General features: G+C 71.5%; 20 protein-coding genes. 9 read left to right on the top strand and 11 right to left on the bottom strand.

Annotated elements, in window-relative coordinates; all coding sequences use genetic code 11:
• Positions 1-304 (bottom strand): 3,4-dihydroxy-2-butanone-4-phosphate synthase (locus H5J29_RS03025; RefSeq protein ID WP_181779350.1); only part of this gene is annotated, 304 nt, incomplete at its 3' end.
• A 265-nt stretch (positions 305-569) separates the two neighbouring features.
• Between H5J29_RS03025 and H5J29_RS35735 the strand changes: the two genes are divergently transcribed.
• The 4 genes from H5J29_RS35735 to H5J29_RS03005 are packed head-to-tail and all read left to right on the top strand — an operon-like array spanning position 570 to position 3,223.
• Entirely contained in the window at positions 570-1,067 is a 498-nt protein-coding gene (locus H5J29_RS35735; protein WP_181779349.1) for a nuclear transport factor 2 family protein, read from the top strand.
• Positions 1,064-1,903, top strand: coding sequence for an enoyl-CoA hydratase-related protein (locus H5J29_RS03015; RefSeq protein WP_312858030.1), 840 nt, complete (start codon positions 1,064-1,066; stop codon positions 1,901-1,903). Before H5J29_RS35735 ends, H5J29_RS03015 begins: the two co-directional genes overlap by 4 nt.
• The gene (locus H5J29_RS03010) at positions 1,900-2,673 is read left to right on the top strand and encodes an enoyl-CoA hydratase-related protein (protein ID WP_312858029.1); all 774 of its coding nucleotides are present in this window, start codon (positions 1,900-1,902) and stop codon (positions 2,671-2,673) included. Before H5J29_RS03015 ends, H5J29_RS03010 begins: the two co-directional genes overlap by 4 nt.
• Positions 2,674-2,716: 43 nt before the next feature.
• Complete coding sequence (locus H5J29_RS03005; RefSeq protein ID WP_181779347.1) at positions 2,717-3,223, top strand: nuclear transport factor 2 family protein; 507 nt, start codon at positions 2,717-2,719, stop codon at positions 3,221-3,223.
• A 2-nt stretch (positions 3,224-3,225) separates the two neighbouring features.
• Here H5J29_RS03005 and H5J29_RS03000 read toward each other — a convergent pair whose 3' ends face one another.
• The gene (locus H5J29_RS03000) at positions 3,226-3,915 is read right to left on the bottom strand and encodes a TetR/AcrR family transcriptional regulator (protein WP_181779346.1); all 690 of its coding nucleotides are present in this window, start codon (positions 3,913-3,915) and stop codon (positions 3,226-3,228) included.
• Between the two features lie 38 nt (positions 3,916-3,953).
• Between H5J29_RS03000 and H5J29_RS02995 the strand changes: the two genes are divergently transcribed.
• Genes H5J29_RS02995 through H5J29_RS36445 form a run of 3 tightly spaced genes read left to right on the top strand, consistent with a single transcriptional unit; the run spans position 3,954 to position 7,106 of the window.
• On the top strand, positions 3,954-5,633 hold the full coding sequence (locus H5J29_RS02995) for a class I adenylate-forming enzyme family protein (RefSeq protein WP_181779345.1): 1,680 nt from the start codon (positions 3,954-3,956) through the stop codon (positions 5,631-5,633).
• 5 nt (positions 5,634-5,638) lie between these two features.
• Positions 5,639-6,328, top strand: a complete 690-nt coding sequence (locus tag H5J29_RS02990) for a carboxymuconolactone decarboxylase family protein (protein ID WP_312858028.1) — start codon at positions 5,639-5,641, stop codon at positions 6,326-6,328.
• Positions 6,291-7,106: an SDR family NAD(P)-dependent oxidoreductase gene (locus H5J29_RS36445; RefSeq protein ID WP_376768493.1), complete on the top strand. Its 816-nt coding sequence runs from the start codon at positions 6,291-6,293 to the stop codon at positions 7,104-7,106. Before H5J29_RS02990 ends, H5J29_RS36445 begins: the two co-directional genes overlap by 38 nt.
• A gap of 461 nt (positions 7,107-7,567) precedes the next feature.
• On the opposite strand, the gene H5J29_RS02980 is transcribed toward H5J29_RS36445, so the two are convergent.
• From H5J29_RS02980 to H5J29_RS02960, 4 genes are all read right to left on the bottom strand, one after another.
• A complete protein-coding gene (locus H5J29_RS02980; protein ID WP_181779343.1) occupies positions 7,568-7,948 on the bottom strand; it encodes a nuclear transport factor 2 family protein in 381 nt (126 codons plus the stop codon).
• Positions 7,949-8,313: 365 nt separating this feature from the next.
• A complete protein-coding gene (locus H5J29_RS02970) occupies positions 8,314-8,658 on the bottom strand; it encodes a DUF2795 domain-containing protein (RefSeq protein ID WP_181779342.1) in 345 nt (114 codons plus the stop codon).
• A 31-nt stretch (positions 8,659-8,689) separates the two neighbouring features.
• Complete coding sequence (locus H5J29_RS02965; protein ID WP_181779341.1) at positions 8,690-9,649, bottom strand: SMP-30/gluconolactonase/LRE family protein; 960 nt, start codon at positions 9,647-9,649, stop codon at positions 8,690-8,692.
• Entirely contained in the window at positions 9,646-10,992 is a 1,347-nt protein-coding gene (locus H5J29_RS02960) for an MFS transporter (RefSeq protein ID WP_181779340.1), read from the bottom strand. Before H5J29_RS02960 ends, H5J29_RS02965 begins: the two co-directional genes overlap by 4 nt.
• A 168-nt stretch (positions 10,993-11,160) precedes the next feature.
• Between H5J29_RS02960 and H5J29_RS02955 the strand changes: the two genes are divergently transcribed.
• Both H5J29_RS02955 and H5J29_RS02950 read left to right on the top strand, forming a co-directional pair.
• Complete coding sequence (locus H5J29_RS02955; RefSeq protein WP_220186911.1) at positions 11,161-11,769, top strand: TetR/AcrR family transcriptional regulator; 609 nt, start codon at positions 11,161-11,163, stop codon at positions 11,767-11,769.
• A gap of 79 nt (positions 11,770-11,848) precedes the next feature.
• On the top strand, positions 11,849-13,534 hold the full coding sequence (locus H5J29_RS02950; protein WP_181779339.1) for an AMP-binding protein: 1,686 nt from the start codon (positions 11,849-11,851) through the stop codon (positions 13,532-13,534).
• Between the two features lie 4 nt (positions 13,535-13,538).
• Here H5J29_RS02950 and H5J29_RS02945 read toward each other — a convergent pair whose 3' ends face one another.
• The 5 genes from H5J29_RS02945 to H5J29_RS02925 form a co-directional block, all read right to left on the bottom strand.
• The gene (locus tag H5J29_RS02945; protein ID WP_181779338.1) at positions 13,539-14,234 is read right to left on the bottom strand and encodes a DUF305 domain-containing protein; all 696 of its coding nucleotides are present in this window, start codon (positions 14,232-14,234) and stop codon (positions 13,539-13,541) included.
• Positions 14,235-14,259: 25 nt separating this feature from the next.
• The gene (locus tag H5J29_RS02940; RefSeq protein ID WP_220186910.1) at positions 14,260-15,792 is read right to left on the bottom strand and encodes an LVIVD repeat-containing protein; all 1,533 of its coding nucleotides are present in this window, start codon (positions 15,790-15,792) and stop codon (positions 14,260-14,262) included.
• A 147-nt stretch (positions 15,793-15,939) separates the two neighbouring features.
• Positions 15,940-17,589, bottom strand: a complete 1,650-nt coding sequence (locus H5J29_RS02935) for an ABC transporter permease (RefSeq protein WP_181779337.1) — start codon at positions 17,587-17,589, stop codon at positions 15,940-15,942.
• Entirely contained in the window at positions 17,586-18,731 is a 1,146-nt protein-coding gene (locus H5J29_RS02930; protein WP_181779336.1) for an ABC transporter ATP-binding protein, read from the bottom strand. The genes H5J29_RS02935 and H5J29_RS02930 overlap by 4 nt, the downstream gene beginning before the upstream one ends.
• A partial coding sequence (locus tag H5J29_RS02925; RefSeq protein ID WP_181779335.1) for an extracellular solute-binding protein occupies positions 18,731-19,635 on the bottom strand: 905 nt, incomplete at its 5' end. The genes H5J29_RS02925 and H5J29_RS02930, both read right to left, overlap by 1 nt.

Raw genomic sequence — 19,635 nt, 5'->3', positions numbered from 1 at the left:
TGCCGGTCGACACGCCCTCGACGCCGTCGACGGTGACCCGGTACGCGGTGCCGAACCCGTCGGAGTTCGTGTGGTGCATGGGCGGCAGCGCCAGTCGCTCGCACTCCTCGGCGGGCAGCGCGACGCAGACGAAGCCCGAGCTGTGGCGGACCATGAAGGCCATCAGCGCCGGGCTCGCGTGCTCCGCGGCGAAGATCAGGTCGCCCTCGTTCTCCCGGTCCTCGCCGTCGACCACGACGACGGCCCGGCCTGCGGCGATCTCGGCGATCGCGTGCTCGACGGCGGTGGGTTCGGGCTCGAGCATGTGCGCCTCTCCTTCGAGGTGGCTGCTGTGAGCGGCCCCACGAAGCTATCTACACAGACGTAAACTGTCAACGGCAGCGTAAGCGGGCCACTGGAATCCCCTTGTGCTGGTGGGGGTTCAGCGGGAGGACCACCGCCAGCCGTTGACCGTTTACACACGTGTAGATAGAGTCCGGACCGACTGCTCCCAAGGAGGTGGCGGACATGGTGCTGCGGGTCGACCGACTCCCGCCGTCACGCCTCCCCTGCCGATCCGGAGGGACCCCGTGACGACCACCCAGAACCCCGCGACACAGAAGGCTGCGGACCAGGTGCTCGCCGAGCTCGTCGAGACCGAGCGCGTGCACCGGTTGCTCTTCACCTACGCCTTCCACCTGGACATGAACCACCCGGACGAGATCGCGGCCCTGTTCACCGAGGACTGCTACGTGAGCTACGGCCCGGACTTCGGCGCCGAGGGCCGCGAGGCCTACCGGGAGACGCTCGGCGGGATCGGGAGCTTCTTCGCCGCGACCAGCCACCACGTCTCGAACATCGTCGTGGACTTCGGTCCCGACCTGCGGACCGCCACCGTGCGCTCGTCGCTCTACGCCTGGCACAGGTACACGCGGGACCGCCCGGACGGGCACTTCTTCGGCCAGTACCACGACGAGCTGGTGAACAGCGGGGACGGCTGGCGCTTCGCCCGCCGCGAGCTCCGCGCGGCCGGGGTCGTGGACTTCCACGTCAAGAAGCAGATCCCGATCGGGCGCGCGGAGTCGTGACCGGGGTGTCCGCGGACGCCCTCCCGGAGTATCGGGACATCCGCGTCGAGCACCGCGGGCCGATCAGCTGGATCGTGCTGGACCGCCCGGACAAGGCCAACGCCCTGTCCACGGCCATGCTGGACGAGTTCTCCGACGCCCTGGAGCGCCTCGCGCACACCGGCGGCCCGGTCGTCGGGATCCGCGGGGAGGGCAAGGGGTTCTGCGCGGGCTACGACATCGACCAGGTGGGCACGCCCAAGGCCGTGGATCCCGTCGCGGACCGGGACCGGCTGGCGCGCAACGTGAACCGCTACCTCGCGATCTGGGACCACCCCAAGCCGGTGATCGCCGCCGTGCACGGCTACTGCGTCGCGGGCGCGACCCAGCTGTGCGTGTTCACCGATCTCACGATCGTCGCCGAGGACGCCCGCATCGGCGAGCCCGCCCTGCCGCTCGGCGGCGGCTACATCGCCCCGCTCTGGGCCCCGCTCGTCGGGCCGAAGCGGGCGAAGGAGCTGGCGTTCCTGCCCGGCAACATGATCAGCGGCACCACCGCCGTCGAGTGGGGCTGGGCCAACCACGCTGTCCCGGCCGACGAGGTGGTCGACACCGTCGAGGAGATGGCCGAGCGGATGGCCCGCATCCCGTCGGACGTGCTGCGGATCAAGAAGCTGTCCGTCAACCGCGCGATGGAGGCGATGGGCGTGCGGACCGCCGCGGCAGGCGTCCCCGAGATGGACGCGCTGCTGCACCTGTCCCCCAGCGTCACGCAGCTACGCGAATGGATAGGCGAGGTCGGGCTGAAGACGGCCATCGCCGAGTTCCGCAAGCCCGCCGGAAAGGAACCGCAGTGAGCTCAGGAGTCGAGTTCGTCAAGGACGGCCACGTCGCCCGCGTGACGCTGGACAACCCGAAGGCGCTCAACGCGATCGACCCACGGATGGACGACGCGCTGTTCGCCGCGTGGACCGAGGTCAACGACGACCCGGACGTCTGGGTCGCGATCCTCTCCGCGACGGCGGGCAAGGCCTTCTGCGCCGGCGCGGACGTCTCCGGTGGCACCGACCGCGACGGGCGCATGGCGCTGGGCGGCGGGCTGACCGGCGTCGGCGGCCCGCAGCTGACCCTGCGCAAGCCCCTGATCGCCGCGGTGCACGGTTACGTCATCGGCGGCGGGTTCGAGCTGGCGATGTGCGCGGACGTCATCGTCGCCGCGGACGACAGCCAGTTCTTCATCCCCGAGGTGAGGGCCGGGATCATCGGCGAGGCCGGGATCATGCACCGCGCGATCCGCCAGCTCCCCCATCACGTCGCGCTGGCGATGGTGCTCACCGGCGACCGGCTGCCCGCGGCGAAGGCCGAGCAGTACGGCCTGGTCAACGAGGTCGTCCCGGTCGCCGAGCTCGCGGCCGCCGCGGACCGGTGGGCCGCGAAGATCACCGCGAGCTCACCACTCGCCGTCCAGGCCGCCAAGGACGCCGTGCTCCGGGGCCTCGGCGGCTCGCTCGAGTCCGCGCTGTCCACCCGGTACGAGCCGATCGAGGCCTACGCGGGGACGAAGGACCAGCTCGAAGGGGTCGCGGCCTTCGCGGAGAAGCGCAAGCCGGTCTGGACCGGCCGCTGACGATCGACGACAGTCACCATTCGGACGAACGGGAAGGTGCACGATGACTGATCTGGACGCGAGGATCCGCAGGCTCGAGGACCGGGCCGAGATCGAGGACCTCGTCCTCCGGTACTTCCTGGCCGCGGACGACGACGACTGGGACGGCCTCGGGGCGACCTTCGCCGAGGACGGGTCCTTCTCCGCGGGCGCGTTCCCGGGCGGTTCGGACCGGGCGTCCGTGGTCGAGTTCATCCAGACCGACCGGCAGAGCATGGGCGTCACGGTGCACACCCAGAACACCACGCTGCTGACGTTCACCGACGCGGACCACGCGAGCGGCGTCGTCGGGGCGCACCTGGAGCTCGCGCGCGGCGGGACCACCGTGTACGGCGCCGTCCGCTACTACGACGACTACGTGCGCACCGCGGAGGGCTGGAAGATCAAGGCCCGCGAGATGGCGATCGTCCACGTCGGGCCGTGGGACGAGGTGGGCACGTCGCTCACCGCGGAGAACCGTGCCCGGTGGCCCGGGGCGGACCCGGCGCCGGCCGATCTCCCCCGCTCCTGACCTCAGGAGCGGCGCAGGCCGTCGAAGAAGATCGCCGAGAACGTGTCGATGGTCTGTTGGGCCGTGTATTTGCGATCGCCCGGCTTGAACCACCGATGGGTCCAGTTGACCATTCCGAACAACGTCTTCACGACCAGCGGCACGGAGAGGTCCGCGCGGAACTCCCCGTCCCGGATTCCGCCGAGGATGATGTCGGTGACGATCGACTCGAAACGGCGGGTCTTGCGCACCATCTCCTTCGCCCACGGGGTGGTCTGGAAAGCGACCTTCCCCATGTCCTCCTGGATGTAGACGTAGACATACGGATAGTTCGCCTCGTACGAATTGATCTGCAGCTCGATGAGGAGACGGAGCTTGTCATGGGCACTGACCTCGAGCGCCGCCACCCGGGTGGCCTCGGCGAGGTTGTCGTCGAGGACCTTCTTCGCGGTGGCCTGGAAGACCTCCTGGAAGATCTCCTCCTTCCCGGCGAAGTAGTAGTAGATGGCGGCCCGGTCCGTGCCGAAACGGGCGGCGATGTCGTTCAGCGTCGCGCGTTCGTAACCCTTGGCCTTGAAGACGTCCCCGGCGATCTGCAGCAGCTCGGTGCGCTTCGCCCGATAGGCGGCGTCCCCCTCCACCTGCGCCCGCTTCCGGCGCTGGGAGAGGCCGCTGCGCGCGGCCTCCGGAGGGTTGTGGGCAGGGGTGGCCATGACCACGACCCTACAACCGCGACGGAGCGGCGATCAGCATGAGTGTAAACGGGCAGTGGACCGCGGTCTCCACCGTCGGCGACCTCCTGGTGCGGTCCGCGCACCTGCATCCGGAGCGCGCCGCGCTCGTCCTCCCCGAGGCCACCTACACCTTCGCGGAGCTCCACGAACGCGCCTGTGCGGTGGCCCGCGGGCTGGTCGGGCTCGGGGTGGAGCCGGGGGGCCGGGTCGGGCTGCTCGCCCCGAACACCGTCGACTTCGTCGCGGCGTTCTTCGGGATCAGCCTGGTCGGCGGGGTCGTCGTGCCACTCAACGCCCGGCACAGGGCGGCGGAGCTCGGCTGGATCGTCGACGACGCCGACCTCGTCGCGCTGCTGACCGCGGCGGACGAGGACCAGTACGTGGACTTCGCCGAGATCCTGCGCACCGGCCTGCCCTCGCTCGGCTCCGCACCGGACCCGACACGGCTCGCCCTCCCCGAGGCGCCCGCCCTGCGCGCCGCCGTCCTGCTGCGCGGTGCCGCGCAGCCCGGTTTTCTGGACCGGACCGAGTTCGACGAGGTGGCCGCGGGCGTCGCGCCCGAGAGGGTGTCCGAGCTCGGTCACCGGGTCCGCGTCCGCGACGTCGCCGCGATGCTCTACACCTCCGGCACGACGGCGAACCCCAAGGGGTGCATGCTCTCCCACGAGGCGATGACCCGCGGCCCCGTCGAACGCGCCCGGCACCGGCTGGGCAACGGGGGGCTCGGGACCGGCGACCCGGACGTGACCTGGGCCGCCGGACCGCTGTTCCACATCGCCGCCCTCGCCCCCTTCCTCGGGTCGGTGGGCACCGGCGGGACCTTCCTGACCGACGTCTACTTCGAACCGGGCCGCGCGCTGGATCTGCTGGCCCGCGAGCGGGCCACGGTCGCCTTCCCCTGGTTCCCCGCCACGATGCAGCCGATGCTCGACCATCCGGCGTTCGACCCGTCCGCGCTGGCCTCGCTGCGCTCGATGTTCCTCATCGGACCCAGCGTGCTGCTCGAGCGCGTCCAGGGCGCGCTGCCGGAGTGCGAGCTGGTCGCCGCCTGCGGGATGACCGAGACGGCAGGCATCTACGCCATCAGCGACCGGGAGGACTCGACCGAGCTGCGGGCGACCGCCCAGGGCAAGCCGTGCCCCGGTATCGAGCTGCGGATCATCGACATCGATACCGGGGAGGACGTCGACACCGGCGTCGTCGGGGAGATCCTGGTCCGCGGCTACAACGTCATGGAGGGCTACTACCAGGACCCCGAGAAGACCGCCGCCAGCCTGGACCAGGACCGCTGGCTGCACACCGGGGACCTCTACAGCTGGACGCCGGAGGGGCAGGTCGTGTTCCACGGGCGGCTCAAGGACATGCTCAAGGTCGGGGGCGAGAACGTGGCCGCGATCGAGGTCGAGTCCTTCGTCGCCCGGCACCCGGCGGTGCTGTGCGTGGAAATCGTCGGGGCTCCGGACCCCCGGCTGGACGAGGTGCCCGTCGCGTTCGTCGAGGTCAGGCCGGGCCACTCGGTCACCGAGGCGGAGCTGATCGAGTTCTGCCGGGGCAGCATCGCCCGCTACAAGGTCCCGCGGGCCGTGCGGTTCGTCGAGCCCGGCACCTGGCCCATGTCCGCCACGAAGATCAACAAGCGGGCGTTGCGCGCCCGGTTGGCCGAGCAGCCCCTCGCCCAGCCCGAGCCGGCCCGATGACGGCCGTGGAACGCGGGGCTGCCGTCGTCGCCGAGGACGTCCGTGGCGAGGCGCTCGCCCTGCTGCAGGCCGTCCCGGAGGGTGAGCCGCTCGACCCCGTCGCCACCGCGCTGATCACCCTGGCCGTGCACGCGTCGGTGACCACTCTCGACCGGGACGGCACGGACCGCGCCATGCGGGTCGCTCTCGACGCGGGGGCGACCCCGGCCCAGGTCCACGAGACGCTCGTCGTCGTCTCCGGGCTCGGCGTGCACACGCTGATGGAGGGCTCCGCACACCTCGCCGCGATCCTGCGCGAGCGGGGCGACACCAGCCTCGACGCGCCGCTCGACGCGGACCGCGCCACCCTGCGCACCCGGATGCAGGGCGACGATCCCTACTGGACGGACTTCGAGAGGGAGGTTCCGGGCTTCCTCGACGCCCTGCTCCGCCAGTCCCCCGAGGCGTACCAGGCGTTCTTCGCCTACACCGCCGTGCCCTGGCGCACCGGGGCCGTCCGCGGCCTGGTCAAGGAGCTGATGTCCATGGCCAGCGACGCCACACCCACGCACCGCTACCTGCCCGGGATGCGGATGCACCTCGCCAACGCCCTCCGGCTCGGCGCCGGACGCGCCACCGTCCTCCACGCACTCGACATCGCCGCCGCGGCACCGGCTCATCGAGGGATCCCCGCCGCGCCGGGGACCGGTCGATGAACACCTGTTCGAAGGTGGTCTCCTCGACGACGCGGCCTGGACCGCCGCGATCGACATCAACCTCGGCAGTGCACTGCGCCGCAGCCGCGCCGCACTCCCCCTCCTGCGCAGGTCCGACGCGCCGGCAGTGGTCAACATGGCCTCCGCGCCGGCGATCGTCGAGATGGCGGGCCGGGCGGGGTACGGCGCGGCGAGGGCGGGGGTCAGCGGACTGACGAGGGTGCCGAGTGCCTCGAACTCCTCGCGCAGCCAGCCGAGGCCCGGCCGCACCAGACCCGGCCGCCGGACAGCACGTCCAGCGTCGCGATCTGCTTGGCGAGCAGCAGCGCGTTGCGGTCCGACAGCACAAGCGCTGGACGAGACGTCCGTACCGGCGGGTGATCGTGCGCGGATTCATGCGCGCCGCCCCGTCGCCGGAGAGGGAGAAGACGAACGCGTCGTGGGCGAGCTCGTAGCCGAGGGCAGCGGCGAGTTCCATGCTGCGCGCCCCATGAGCGGTGAGCAGCGTGACCGACTCCGGGTCGAGGGCGATCCGGCGGTGCTGGTGGGTCTTGGGGTCCTTCTCCCACGTCTCCGTCTTGAGCTCGGCGATCGAGCGCTGGACGCGGAGGGTGCCCGTCACGAGGTCGACGTCAGCGTCTCGATCGGGTTGCGCGACAGCTGGCGCCACCGAACGACCCGCCTCAAGGCCCCGGTGAGGATGACGTGGATCTGCCGGATCGTCGACTGTGCGAGCGAGCGGCAGACATGCGTCCGGCAGCGGTGGTCGCAGTCGTGAACCGTCGTCTCTCGTCGACCTGCACGAGGAGTAGGCGTAGCGCCTTATCCGCTTCCTCCTCGGCGATCGGGCCCGCCGGGATGACCTGAGTCAGGTAGTGGCGCTGCTTCGTCACCGGGGAGACGCTCAGCCCAAATGCTCCACGTTGGGCACCACGATACGACAGGCCCGAGAGTCGGAGGACTCATCGGGCCTGGTCTTCAAGGGTGGAGCTGAGGGGATTCGAACCCCTGACCCCTTGACTGCCAGGATTCCACGAACCCCCTCACATGCCTCCTACCAGCGACAACGCTTACAGAAGGCCTCTCTCCAGCCTCCAGAACTCGCACCACGCGCAGGGTTTCGCACCACGAACGGCTCCACGCTCGGCCCCCGATGACCTCGTCATTCCGACGGCCGAGGTCGCGCATCGTGTCTCCTCGGACAACGGCCAGATGCCGCGGGGAACGTCATTGCCAGTCTCATCGCGGGAGCGACGAGGCGTGGACTGCAACGAGCAGCCATTCTCCGGTCACTTCTGTCCAGACAGCGAGTGTCTGGTCGGAGAGATGAGCTGGCGAACCGTCGACCACGATCTCGGCACGCAGCTGTCCATGGACGAGCGCACAGTCTCCGACGACGACGATGTCCTCCTCGGCATGGTCGACCGCGCGGTAGGCGAGGTGACCGCTCCGGCATTTCGCCAGGTAGGAGTCGAGCGTATCCACCGTCCCGCTTGAGTGCGCGTAGCGGAGTTCGGGATGGGCGAGCATCTCGAAGGTCTCGAACTCGCCGTTCACCACGGCGTCGTATCGGTGGTATTCGAGGGCGGCGATCCTCTCGGCGATCGCATCCTCGCGCATTGTGGCCTCCTGTCCTCAGCGGTCCCGCAGCGCGGGAAGTCCCGCGAGCTCGTGTCCCAGGGTCCGCCGCAGCGCCAGGACGGTGTCGGGTTCGTCGTCCGATCGCGTCGCGGGCCGCTCGCCGTCGTCCTCGCGGAGGGCGGACAGCGCCAGTTCCAGGAAACGAAGCGAGGCGGTCCGCGAGGGCGACCTCCGCTCGGGCGAGGTTCGCCAGCAGGACCTCGACGATGAGGTCTTCGCGCGCGGGGAAGTGACGGTAGGGCGAGGCGTTGCTCAGCCCCGCCCGCCGCGCGATCTGGTCGTGCGGCGCGCGGGCTGCGCCGCCTCGAGGCGGGCAAGGCCACCCGACGGATTGTGGTGATCTCCTAGGACGCCGGGGTCTCCAGCTCGGCGGGCCAGACGCTCGGGCCGCGGCCCCGCGTCGGGCGGACGACGAGGGCGCCGGCCGGCACCGACCGGCGGTCCCCGTCCCGTTTCCGCTGGTGCACCGGCACCCGCAGGTGCCCGGCGCCGAGCGCGGCGTCCCGCGCCTCGACGGCCCGGACGACGTCCGCGAGGTGGCCGAACATCTGCTCCGGCAGGGACTGCAGCTCGAGCTGGGTCTGCGCGTCCGCGCCGTAGTCCTTCGCCTGCGCGATGAGCTGCCAGCGCCGGGCCGGGAAAGCCAGCCCGGCCAGGGCCGCGGTCAGCCGTGCGCGTCTGTTCTCCATGGTGGGTCCTCGCTGTCGCCGGTGGGAGAGGTCAGTCCGTGCGGCCTTCCGCCGTCCAGCCCGGGCCCGAGACCTGCTCGATCGTGCGGTCCGGGTCCAGCCCGGGGACGCCCACCCGGATGCGCCCCAGTTCGGTGAAGGTGGTGAAGAAGATCGTCCGCAGGTCGGGCCCGCCGAAGCAGAAGTTCGTGACCGGGACCCGCGGCAGCTCCAGGGTGGCCAGGTGGGTGCCGTCCGGCGCGATGGCCCAGATGCCGCCGGGGCCGGTGCACCAGATGTTGCCCCGCGCGTCCAGCTTCATGCCGTCCGGGTGGCCCGGGCGGTCGGCGGGCATGGCGATCAGGGTCGCGTCCGAGTCCTGGTCCAGGCGCGCGCCCGCGACGCTCCACGAGTCCACCGCGAAGGACCGGATGTGCATCCGGTTGGTGTCGTTGATGTAGAGCCTCTGCTCGTCCGCGGAGAAGGCCAGCCCGTTGGGCATGTTGAAGTCGCGGGCGACGAGGTTGATCCGACTCAGGTCCGGGGAGACGCGATAGACACCGGCGAAGTCCAGGTCGGTGTCGACCTCGAAGGTGAGCGGGTCGGTGAACCAGATCGAGCCGTCCGAGCGGGCCACGACGTCGTTCGGGCGGTTGAGGCGCTGGCCGCGGTAGTGGTCCGCGACGACGGTGACCGAGCCGTCCGCCTCCTGGCGGGTGACCCGGCGCGCATCGTGCTCGCAGGAGATCAGCCTGCCCTGCCGGTCCCGGGTGGAGCCGTTGGCGCCGTTCGTGCCGGTCTCGACGACGGTGACGCCGCCGGACTCGGTCCAGTGGTAGCGGGTGGAGGTGCCGCTGTCGTTGAAGCTCAGGGCCTGGCGGTCCGGGAGCCAGACCGGGCCCTCGGCCACGCCCAGCATGGCCCCGCCCTCGGCGAAGGCGCCGTAGTCGGCACCGAGCCACTCGACCTCGGCACCCGCCTCGTGCAGCTCGGCGTTGACCGTGCTCGTCATCGAGCCGTCCTCTCGTCGATCTCCGCGTCCGCCCCCACGGCGGGGGCGTCGTACAGGTCCTCGCGCCGCAGCGGCAGCAGGGCCACGATCCCGACCAGCGCCACGACGATGAAGTAGAAGGCGGGCGACTGCGGGTTGCCCGTGGACTCCACCAGGAAGGTCGCGACGAACGGCGCCGTGCCGCCGAACAGTGCGGCGGGGATGTTGTAGCCGAGCGAGACGCCGCTGGCGCGGATCCGCGACGGGAAGAGCTCGGCCATCGTGGTGACCGAGGTCGAGATGAAGCACGCGAGCAGCACGGCCAGGACGGCGTGGCCCACGACCGCCCCCGCCGCACCGGCCTCGCCGAGCAGAAGGAAAGCCGGGTAGGCGCACACGGCGAATCCCACCGCGGCGGCGAGCAGGACGGGCCTACGTCCCACCCGGTCGGCGACCGTGGCGGCAGCGGGCAACACCGCCAACGCCACGGCCCCCGCGACGAGTGTGGACACCAGGACGGTGCCGGGGCCCAGCTCCGCGGTCTTCGCGAGGTACGTCGCGAGGTAGGTGAACACGAGGTAGAAGGCCGTCGCGTGGAGGGCGCCGATACCGGCCACGATGAGCAGTGCCCGCCGGTGCCGCAGGGTCTCGCGCAGCGGGGAACCGGAGGTCCGTTCGCCCTCCTGCAGGGCTCGGAACTCGGGGGTGTCCTCGAGTCGCAGTCTGATGTAGAGCGCGATCGCTCCCAGCGGCCCCGCCACGAGGAACGGGATCCGCCAGCCCCAGTCCCCCATGGCCGGGGTGCCCAGCGCGACGCCGAGCCCACCCGCGAGCAGGCTGCCCACCAGGAACCCGACGATCGTGGAGAACATCATCCAGCTCGTCCCGAACGCGCGGCGCCCCGCGGCGGCGTATTCCGCCATGAACGTGCTCGCGCTCCCGTACTCGCCCCCGGCGGAGAACCCCTGGAGGAGCCGCAGGACGACGAGCAGCACCGGCGCCGCGATCCCGATCGTCGCGTACCCCGGGAGGACCCCGATCAGCGTCGTCGAGACCGCCATCATCGTGACCACCACGACGAGGGTTCGCTTCCGCCCGAGCCTGTCCGCCATGGGTCCGAAGAACAGCCCGCCGAGCGGACGGGCCAGGAACGTCAGCCCGAAGACCGCGAAACTGCTCAGCAGCTGGGTCGCCGGGTCCGCGGAGGGGAAGAACGCCGCACCGATGAACGACGCGAGGAACCCGTAGACCGCGAAGTCGTACCACTCGATCGCATTGCCGACCGACGCCCCGACGAAGGCACGGCGGCGGGTGCGGGCCGTCGCCCGCAGGCCGCTCTCGGCGTCACCGTCGACGCTTGCCATCCCGCGCTCCTCTCGCGCCCCCACGACGGGCCCGAGGGGCCCCGGTGCCGCACTCCAACGTAAGGCCTTCCGCACGCCCTAACAAGTGATTGTTCAGGATCGGGTTCACGACACTCCCGTCCGTCGTGAAAAGATAGTGAATCCGCATTTGAGAGGAGGTCGACCGGAGTGGCGACCACACGCGGTGAACGGCGCGCTCGCGGCTCGACCCCGGTCTCCGCCGAGCTGATCGAGGAGCAGGCCATCCTGCTGTTCGCCGAGAAGACGTACCCGGTGATCGGCATGCGGGACATCGGCGACGCCGTCGGCCTCCTGCCCGGCAGCCTCTACGTGCACATCAGCGGCAAGGAGGACCTCCTGCTGCGCATCGTGGAGAAGGGCATCCAGAACTACCTCGACGCCATCGGCCCGGCCGCGGACGCGCCCTCGTCGGCGGCCGAACGGCTCAGAGCCGCCTTCACGGCCCACTTCGAGGTGCTGAGCCGCACCCGCGAACAGACCAGGGTCGCCTTCTTCCAGTGGACCTACCTCTCCCCGGAGAAGCAGGGCCGCGTCATCGCGATGCGCCAGCGCTACGAGGACCTCTTCGTCGACATCGTGCGAGACGGTGTCCGCACCGGCGAGTTCCGCAGGCTGCGGAACCCGCGCGTGATCGTCCTCGCGTACATCGGCATGCTGAACAACGCCACCGAGTGGTTCCAGCCGGACGGCTCGCTCTCGGCGATCGAGGTCGCCGAGGAGATCGCGGACGCCGCCCTGAAGGGCATCCAGGCCTGACGGGCCGGGCCGCGGGCCGCGCTTGACCGGACCACCGGCACCGACGCATCCTCTGAACAACTATTTGTTCGGAGGTGCCATGTCCGTCGTCCCACACACCCCGTCCGCCCCGGTGGAGGGCGCGCGTCGACTCGCCGCCGACCCACGTCTGCTCCGCGGCACCGGGCCCGGCTTCGGTCCGCTCGCCAAGCGCTTCCCGCGCGAGGAGCGCACCCTCCTCCACGTCCTACGGGCGCAGGCGGAGGCCTTTCCGGACCGGGACTGGCTGGTCTTCGACGGGCAGGACCACCTGACCTTCGGCGCGGCGGAGGAGCTGTCGCGGCGCGTCGCGGCGGGCCTGGCCACCCGCGGGGTCGCGGGCGGTCGGGTCGCGCTGCTCCTGCGGAACCAGGTCGAGTTCATGCCGCTCTTCCTCGGTGCCCTCGTGGCAGGCGGCGTGGCCGCACCCATGAACCCCGAGCTGCGGGGACAGCTCCTCGCCCTGCTCCTGCAGCGCTGTGATCCCGAGGTGCTGGCGGTGCGGACCGACCTGGTGCCCCGGCTGGCGGAGCTGCCGTCGCTGGGCGGGGTCCGGCTCGTCGTCACGTGCGGTGACGGTCTCGCCCCAGGCGACGTGCACGGCATCCCCGTGGTGGCCTTCGAGGAGCTGGCGGGCGCGGACCCCGCGGAGGCCCCGGAGTCGCTCCCCCTGCCGTCGGACCTCGCCGTCCTGATGTTCACCTCGGGCACGAGCGGCGGGTCCAAGGCGGCGATGTGGCCGCACCACTACCTCTACCTCGCGTCGGCGGCCGCCTCGGACGCCTTGGGGCACACCCCGGACGACGTCCTGAGCACACCGCTGCAGATGTGCCACATCGCCGGGCTGCAGGTCTTCGCGGGCTCGGCGCTGCACGTCGGGTGCACGGCCCATCTCAAGAGCAGCTTCTCGGCCCGGAACTGGTGGCGGGAGATCGCCGCGGACGGCGCCACGTTCGCCATGCTCATGGGCCCGATGGCCGCCATGATCCTCGACTCCGTCCCCGAGGCGCCCGACCACCGGCTCGCCCACGTCTACGTCCTGCCCCAGCCGCTGGGGCGGGTGGAGTTCGAGCGCCGCTACGGCACCACCGTGATCTGGCAGGGCTGGGGGATGACCGAGATCTTCCCGCACCTGCCCCGGAAGGAGCGCATCGAGGCCGTCCCGGCGGACACGATCGGGCCGGCTCCGGCCTGGGTCGACCACGGGGTCGTGGACGAGTTCGACCGGATGCTCGCCCCCGGCGAGCTGGGCGAGCTCGTCTACCGCCCGCTCATCCCCGACGCCATGGCCCGGGGCTACTTCGGCGACCCCGACACGACGAACCGTGCGTTCCGCAACTTCATGTTCCACACCGGTGACCTCGGCTACTACGACGCCGAGGGCCGCGTGCACTTCGTGATGCGCAACCAGGACGGCATCCGACGGCGGGGCGAGAACATCTCGGCCGTCGAGCTCGAGAACGTCGCACTCGGCCATCCGTCGGTCACGGACGCCGCCGCCTACGCGGTGCCCGCCGAGCTCGGCGAGCAGGAGGTCAAGCTCGACCTTGTGCTGCGCGACGACACCGACCTCGACGTGGTGCACGAGTGGCTGCGCGCCCAGCTCCCCCGCTACATGGTCCCCCGCTACCTGGAGTCCCGCGCGGAGCTGCCCAGGACACCGAGCCAGCGGGTGGAGAAGTACAAGCTCGCCGCCGACGGGCTGGAGCGGCCCGCCGTCCGGGAGTACGACCCGCGGCGCCCCTGACGGCTCAGGAGGTCGGCGCGGGCAACGGCTGCGCGCCCCGCTGCAGCAGGAGCATCGTCATCCGCTCGTTCTCGACCTGCTGCTCGAAGCGCATCTGCTGGGCCAGCGCCCGGGCGTGGTCCTCCGTCCCGTCCCGGATCATCCCGTCGGTCATGAGGATCGCGCCCTGGTGGTGGCGGATCATGAGCTGCAGGAACAGCGTCTCCAGCTCGCCCCCTGTCGCCGCCCGGAGGCGCTCGAGCTCCGCCTCGGTCGCCATCCCCGCCATCACGTGCCCCGGGGCCGCGGCGCCGTGCCCGCCGTGCACCGCTCCCCCGAGGTCGTCCGGCGAGGCCGACGGCAGCAGCGGCTCGTCCCACAGGTCGAGATAGCCCTGCATCTGGCCGAGCTCGCGCGTCTGGTCCGCCTCGATGGCGGCCGCGAGCGCGCTGATGTCCCCGCCCGCCCGCGTGCCCACGATCTGGGCCATGACGAGGGCCTGCTGGTGGTGCTGGATCATCTCCTGGGCGAAGACGACGTCGACCCGGCTCGGTTCGGTCGAGCCGCCCGGAAGGCCGACCACGCCGATCAGGATGCCCGCGAGCACCCCGACCAGCGCCGTGGCGCCGCCGATCACGATCGCCGTCGTCCGCCGCAGCACGACCACGCCCGGAGCCCGGGGACCATGGACGTCCGGGTGGGCGTCCTTGTCGACGTCCACGGTCACCATCGCCCGGCCCGACCGGTCAAGCCCGCGCTCCGTTGGTGAACTCCAGAGCGAGGAAGCCGTTGTCCTGGCACGTGACCCACAGCTGGTCCGGTCCGACGAACTGCGGCGGCGAGCTGCACCAGTCGGCCGTCATGTTCGGCGGCCCGAGCTGGTCCAGGGGCCGGGTCAGGTCACCGACGTTGCCGTTGATCAGGTCGGATGCCGGGAAGCCCGTCTGCCCGACGACGCTCGCGACGTGCTCCGACCCCAGCAGGCGGCCACGCTGACCGACCTGGGCGGGCGGGTTGAAGTAGGCGATCTCCTTCGGCTCCGAGATGTCCGCGATGTCGAACACCCGGACCCCGGACTGGAACTCACCGCACGCCAGGCGCGTCGGGTCGATCCGCTGGTTCACGCTGCAGTAGTGGGCCTCGTACCCGAAGAGGCCGTTGCCCGTGGTGTCCGCCCGACGCAGATCGACGTGCTCCGGTGTCTGGATCTCGAGGCGGAGGTTGTCCGTCACGACCGGGTTGCGCTCATCGCTGATGTCGATGAACCGCACCCCGCCGGAGCCCCACTCGTCGACCGCGACGAGGTAGGGCGTGCCGCGGTAGGTGATCGGGATCGTCTGCTGGGAGATGATGCCGTCCGACCAGGACACCTGGCCGACCTGGCGGATCATCGGGAGCAGGTCGCGGCGCTGGATCGAGCTCACGTCGAGGACGACGACGCCGGCGGGCGCCAGCCGGGTGAGGTAGAGCCGGTTGCCGTCCTCGCTCAGCTCGAAGCCGTGGTTCGCGGGCAGACCCGCAACACCGGTGTAGGCGATCCGGGGCCGGGTCGGGTCGGCCACGTCGATCGCGGTGAGCGAGCCCGCGGCGAGCCCACTCGCGTAGTAGGTGAGCCCGTCCGGCGCCCACTGGCCCTCGTGGCCGAGCACGTTGGCGGGGAGCGTCAGATTGGTGGCGTTGAACGAGTTCAGCAGCCGCGGGTGCGCGCAGTCCTCGGAGATGTCGTAGACGTCGAAGAACAGACCGCCGACGACGGGCCCGCCGGACACCGCGGCGAGCAGCCCGCGCTCCTCGTTGACCTTGAGGGTCTCCCAGGTGTCGGTCAGCATGGCGGGGCTGGTGAGGTTGGCGGTCAGCCGCGGGTTCTCCGGGTCGCTGACGTCGACGACCTGGGTCCCCTCGGACTGCTTGCGGCCGAGCCCGCCGAGCGAGGTACCCATGTAGGCGCAGTGGTCGTAGGACGGGTTCACCCAGGTGGCACCCTCGCCCTGGTACTGCCCCAGGAGCGCCAGGTTGCAGCTGTAGCCCAGCTCGCTGCGCCCGCTCTCGCGGTCCGCGAGCGGCACCTGGCCCTGCACCCCGGTCTCGGGCATCGAGCCCGGACCGCAGTCGGCCCGCTGCGCCACACCGGATCCGGGGCCGGACGCGGCCGTCTCGGCGTAGGCCACCGAGAGCCCCGTCACGGACAACACCGCCGCGCCCGCCACGGCGATCGCGGTCCGGGCCCGGCGCGACGGCGACGCAGAAGATCCACGCCATGCGTGCCTTCCCAGCTTCACGATCTGCTCCTCTCTGAGCTCCGTGCGCGCCTGCCGCGGGAGGAACCGGGCAGGCGCCAGGAGACGACCTCGTCGAGGAACTAACGGGTGTTTGCATCACATGGTGATGCCCCCGAATGGCTGAACCCACCCAGCTCCGATCGGTGATCAGGCGCTGCGGCGCAGGGCGAGCGCCGCCAGCACCACCACCGACGACACCACCGTGATGATCGCACCCAGTGCGGCGAGGGTCGGGTAGGTGCCGTTCTGGAACAAGCCCAGGATGACGAACCCGACCACCGGGGTCCGGGTGCTGGCCAGGATCGCCGACGCGGTGATGTCGCCGACCACGAGGACGAAGAGGAACACCCACCCGGCCAGCAGCCCGCGCGTCATGAGCGGAGCCGAGATGCGGCGCAATGTGCCGGCGGGACCTTCGCCCGCCACCAGCGAGGCCTCGGTGAGCTCACCACCGACGGTCGCGAACGAGGACTGGGCACTCAGCGTGGCCTGCGGCAGGTAGAGCACGAGATACGCGAGGACCAGCAGGAGGAGGGAGCCACCCAGCGCGAACGGCGGCCCCGCGAACGCCGCCACCAGCGCGACGGCGATCACGACGTGCGAGAGGGCGCCCGGCAGCTTCGTCGTCGCGTCCAGCACGCGCGCCCAGCCGCCGCCGCGACCGATCCGCCAGGCGAGGAGCAGCGCGAGCGCCATGCCGACCGTCGCGCAGAGGAGACCGAGCACGAGACTGTTGCGCAGCCCGGCGAAGGTGGACCCGGCCGAGCCGAACACGTCCGCGTAGTTCTCGAACGAGAACGGGCCGGTGAGCCTGCCCGACCAGAAGCCCTGCAGCGACACGACGACGAGCGCGCCGAACGGCAGGACCGCCGCCACCAGCAGGTAGCCGACCATCCCGACCCGGGTGACGATCGTCCCGGTCCGGCCGAGCTCGATGCGCCGGTCCCCCGTGGACTTGCCGCCGATGGTGGCGAACCGCCCGCCCCGCAGCACCCGGGCGTTCACGGCCCAGGCCGCCCCCAGGACCAGGAGCACCACCACGGACAACACGATCGCCTGCGGCAGCCGGGGTGGGAACTCCGTGGTCAACAGGCGGACGATCTCGACGCTGAGGATGTCGATGCGGGCCTGGGTCCCGATGATGAGCGGCACGCTGAACAGGGCCACCCCGTAGACCAGGGCGAGCAGCGCCCCGGACAGGATCGCGGGCCGGACCACCGGCAGGGTCACCGTCGCGAGGGTGCGCCACGGGCCGCGGCCGCTCACCCGCGCGGCCTCCTCGAGCGCCGGGTCCAGGTCCGCGAGCGCCGCGGAGACCGGCAGGTAGACCTGGGGCACCAGGTAGAGGGTGTAGACACCGATCAGGCCCGGCCAGCTGAAGACGTCGAGCACGACCGGCACGCCGAGCTCGCGGAGCGCCACGTTGAGGAAGCCCGCCTTCGGCGAGGCCAGCAGGACCCACCCGATGGCGCCCGCGATCGAGGGCACGAGCAGCGACACCACGGGCAACACGCCTGCGAGCCAGCCGAGTCGGGCGGTGGTGCGCTCGGACAGCCACGCGAACAGCGCCGCGATCACGACGGCGAGCACCGTGCTGACCCCGAGCACCAGGGCGGTGCTGCCCAGCATCGGCAGCAGGTTCGGTGCCGCCACCACCTCTTCGGCCGCGGCCGCGAACGTCGACCAGTCGAGCACGATGCCGCCGACGGTGCGGAGCAGCGGATAGCCGACGAGCACGACGACCAGGACTCCGAGCAGCCCCACCACCAGCGCGAACGGCGACCGGAGGCGGGTCATGTCGGATCCACGGGCAGCACCCGGACGGCGTCGGCGGGCACTCCGACCTCGACCTCCGCGCCGACGTCCGGACCAGTCGCGCCCAGCGTCCGGACCCGGACGGACACCTCCCCGGGCAGGGCCACCGTGTGCTCGGACACCGGTCCGACGAAGGCGGTGCTCACGAGCGTGCCGCGCCACCGGTTCCGGACGCCGGGCGGCGGGTCGAAGTACCAGGTCTCCGGCCTGCTGAAGGCCACCACCTCGGCACCCTCCGCCACCCCGGGCACGGCCTCGCCCTCGATCGACCCGACCGTCGAGGAGACCACACCGCCGCACAGCACGCCCGTGACCTCGTTGCCCGCCCCCATGAACCGCGCGACCCCCGAGTCGGCGGGCCGGAGGTAGACCTCCGCGGGGGGCCCCGACTGGGCGATCCGCCCGTCCCGCAGGACGAGCAGCCGGGTGGCCAGGGTGAGGGCCTCCTCCTGGTCGTGGGTCACGTACACCGCGGTGAACCCGATCTCGGTGTGCAGCCGTCGGATCTCCGTCCGCAGCTGCTCCCGGACGCGGGCGTCGACATTGGACAGAGGCTCGTCGAACAGCACGATCCCGTCCCCGGCCACCAGTGACCGGGCGAGGGCAACACGCTGCTGCTGGCCGCCGCTCAACGCACCCGGGTACTGGCCCGCGAGCCTGCCGACCCCGACCGCGTCGAGGACCGAGCGGACCCGGTCGGCCCGTTCGGTCCGGCCGATCCGCCTGGTGGTCAGCGGGTACTCGACGTTCTGCGCGACGGTCTTGTGGGGCCAGAGCGCGTAGGACTGGAACATCATCGACAGGCCGCGTCGCTCGGTCGGGACACGCACCTTCGCCGCCGGGTCGTCGACCAACCGGCCGTCGAGCTCGATGCGGCCCGCCTGCACACTCTCGAGCCCGGCGAGGGCGCGCAGCAGGGTCGTCTTCCCGCATCCGCTGGGGCCGAGCAGGACCAGGAACTCTCCGGCGTCGACGTCGAGGGTCAGGTCGTCCACGGCGCGGACCGTCGTCCCGTCACGGCGGGTGTAGGTCTTCGTCAGGCCGTGCACGGCGATGCGGGTGGAGGGAGCCCCGCCCGGCGGCTGGGCCCCGCCCGGGCGGGACTCGACGGCCGGTGCGCCCATCAGGTCAGGCCGAGCTCGGCGAGGAGCCCCGCCTTCACCGGGGGCAGGTCCCTGATCGCGGGGTCGACGTAGCCCGCCGGGAGGGCCGCGGTCTGTCCGATGGCACCGATCGGCGACGACCCGGTGGAACCGTTGAAGGCGACCTGCCCGGCATCGGTGAACAGGAAGTCGTACAGGAGCCTCGCGGCGTTCGGGCTGGCGCCGCCCGCCGAGACCATGGTGGTGAACTCGTTGCCCGTGGTCGGCTCCGGGACGACGAAGTCGATCGGCGCACCCTTGTCCTTGAGCGGGGCCACGACCGAGAGCACGTCCGGGAAGGCGAGCGCGGCCTCGCCCGCGGCGAGCTGCTGGGTCCCCGGGACCATGCTGTCCACGACGGTCGGCTGCTGGGCCGCCAGGCGCGTGAGGAAGTCCGGCGCCACCTTCTCGTCGAGCACCCGCGCGAGCGCCACGTAGGACGGGACGTTGCGCGGGTCGCCGAGCAGGATCTTCCCCTTGTACTCGGGCGCGAGCGCGTCCTCCCAGGTCCTCGGGGGGTTCTGGACCTCGGTGGTGTTGTAGCCGATGCCGAGGACGTTCACCCCGGTCACCGCGACCCCGTCGGCGAAGAAGCGGTCGGGCAGCCGCGCCAGGTCCGGCAGCGCGGTCTTGTCGAGCTTCTCGAACCAGCCCTGCGCGAGGCCCTGGTCCACGAAGTTCGGGTCGGCGAGGGTGACCAGCCCGGCGGTCACGGCACCCGCCTGGCGCTCCTGCGCGTACCGGGTGCCGAGCGGCCCGGTCGCGAGGCGCAGCGACTCGACCTCGACGTCCGGGTACTGCGCCTGAAACGCGGCGACCACCGCGTCGTTCAGACCCGGGTCCTGCGAGCTGTACCAGGTCAGGGCCGGCTCGTTCTTCGCCTGGT

Source organism: Pseudonocardia pini, assembly GCF_013870575.1.
GTDB classification, from domain to species: domain Bacteria; phylum Actinomycetota; class Actinomycetes; order Mycobacteriales; family Pseudonocardiaceae; genus Pseudonocardia; species Pseudonocardia pini.
Note: the sequence above shows the minus strand (reverse complement) of the source record. Positions and strands in the feature narration are given on the sequence as shown.

What these genes read in the sequence shown, in the direction of transcription:
- H5J29_RS03005 (WP_181779347.1), top strand. Translation starts at nt 2,717, where the DNA reads ATGACTGATCTGGACGCGAGGATCCGCAGGCTCGAGGACCGGGCCGAG.
- H5J29_RS03000 (WP_181779346.1), bottom strand. Translation starts at nt 3,915, where the DNA reads ATGGCCACCCCTGCCCACAACCCTCCGGAGGCCGCGCGCAGCGGCCTC.
- H5J29_RS02995 (WP_181779345.1), top strand. Translation starts at nt 3,954, where the DNA reads ATGAGTGTAAACGGGCAGTGGACCGCGGTCTCCACCGTCGGCGACCTC.
- H5J29_RS02980 (WP_181779343.1), bottom strand. Translation starts at nt 7,948, where the DNA reads ATGCGCGAGGATGCGATCGCCGAGAGGATCGCCGCCCTCGAATACCAC.
- H5J29_RS02970 (WP_181779342.1), bottom strand. Translation starts at nt 8,658, where the DNA reads ATGGAGAACAGACGCGCACGGCTGACCGCGGCCCTGGCCGGGCTGGCT.
- H5J29_RS02965 (WP_181779341.1), bottom strand. Translation starts at nt 9,649, where the DNA reads ATGACGAGCACGGTCAACGCCGAGCTGCACGAGGCGGGTGCCGAGGTC.
- H5J29_RS02960 (WP_181779340.1), bottom strand. Translation starts at nt 10,992, where the DNA reads ATGGCAAGCGTCGACGGTGACGCCGAGAGCGGCCTGCGGGCGACGGCC.
- H5J29_RS02950 (WP_181779339.1), top strand. Translation starts at nt 11,849, where the DNA reads ATGTCCGTCGTCCCACACACCCCGTCCGCCCCGGTGGAGGGCGCGCGT.
- H5J29_RS02935 (WP_181779337.1), bottom strand. Translation starts at nt 17,589, where the DNA reads ATGACCCGCCTCCGGTCGCCGTTCGCGCTGGTGGTGGGGCTGCTCGGA.
- H5J29_RS02930 (WP_181779336.1), bottom strand. Translation starts at nt 18,731, where the DNA reads ATGGGCGCACCGGCCGTCGAGTCCCGCCCGGGCGGGGCCCAGCCGCCG.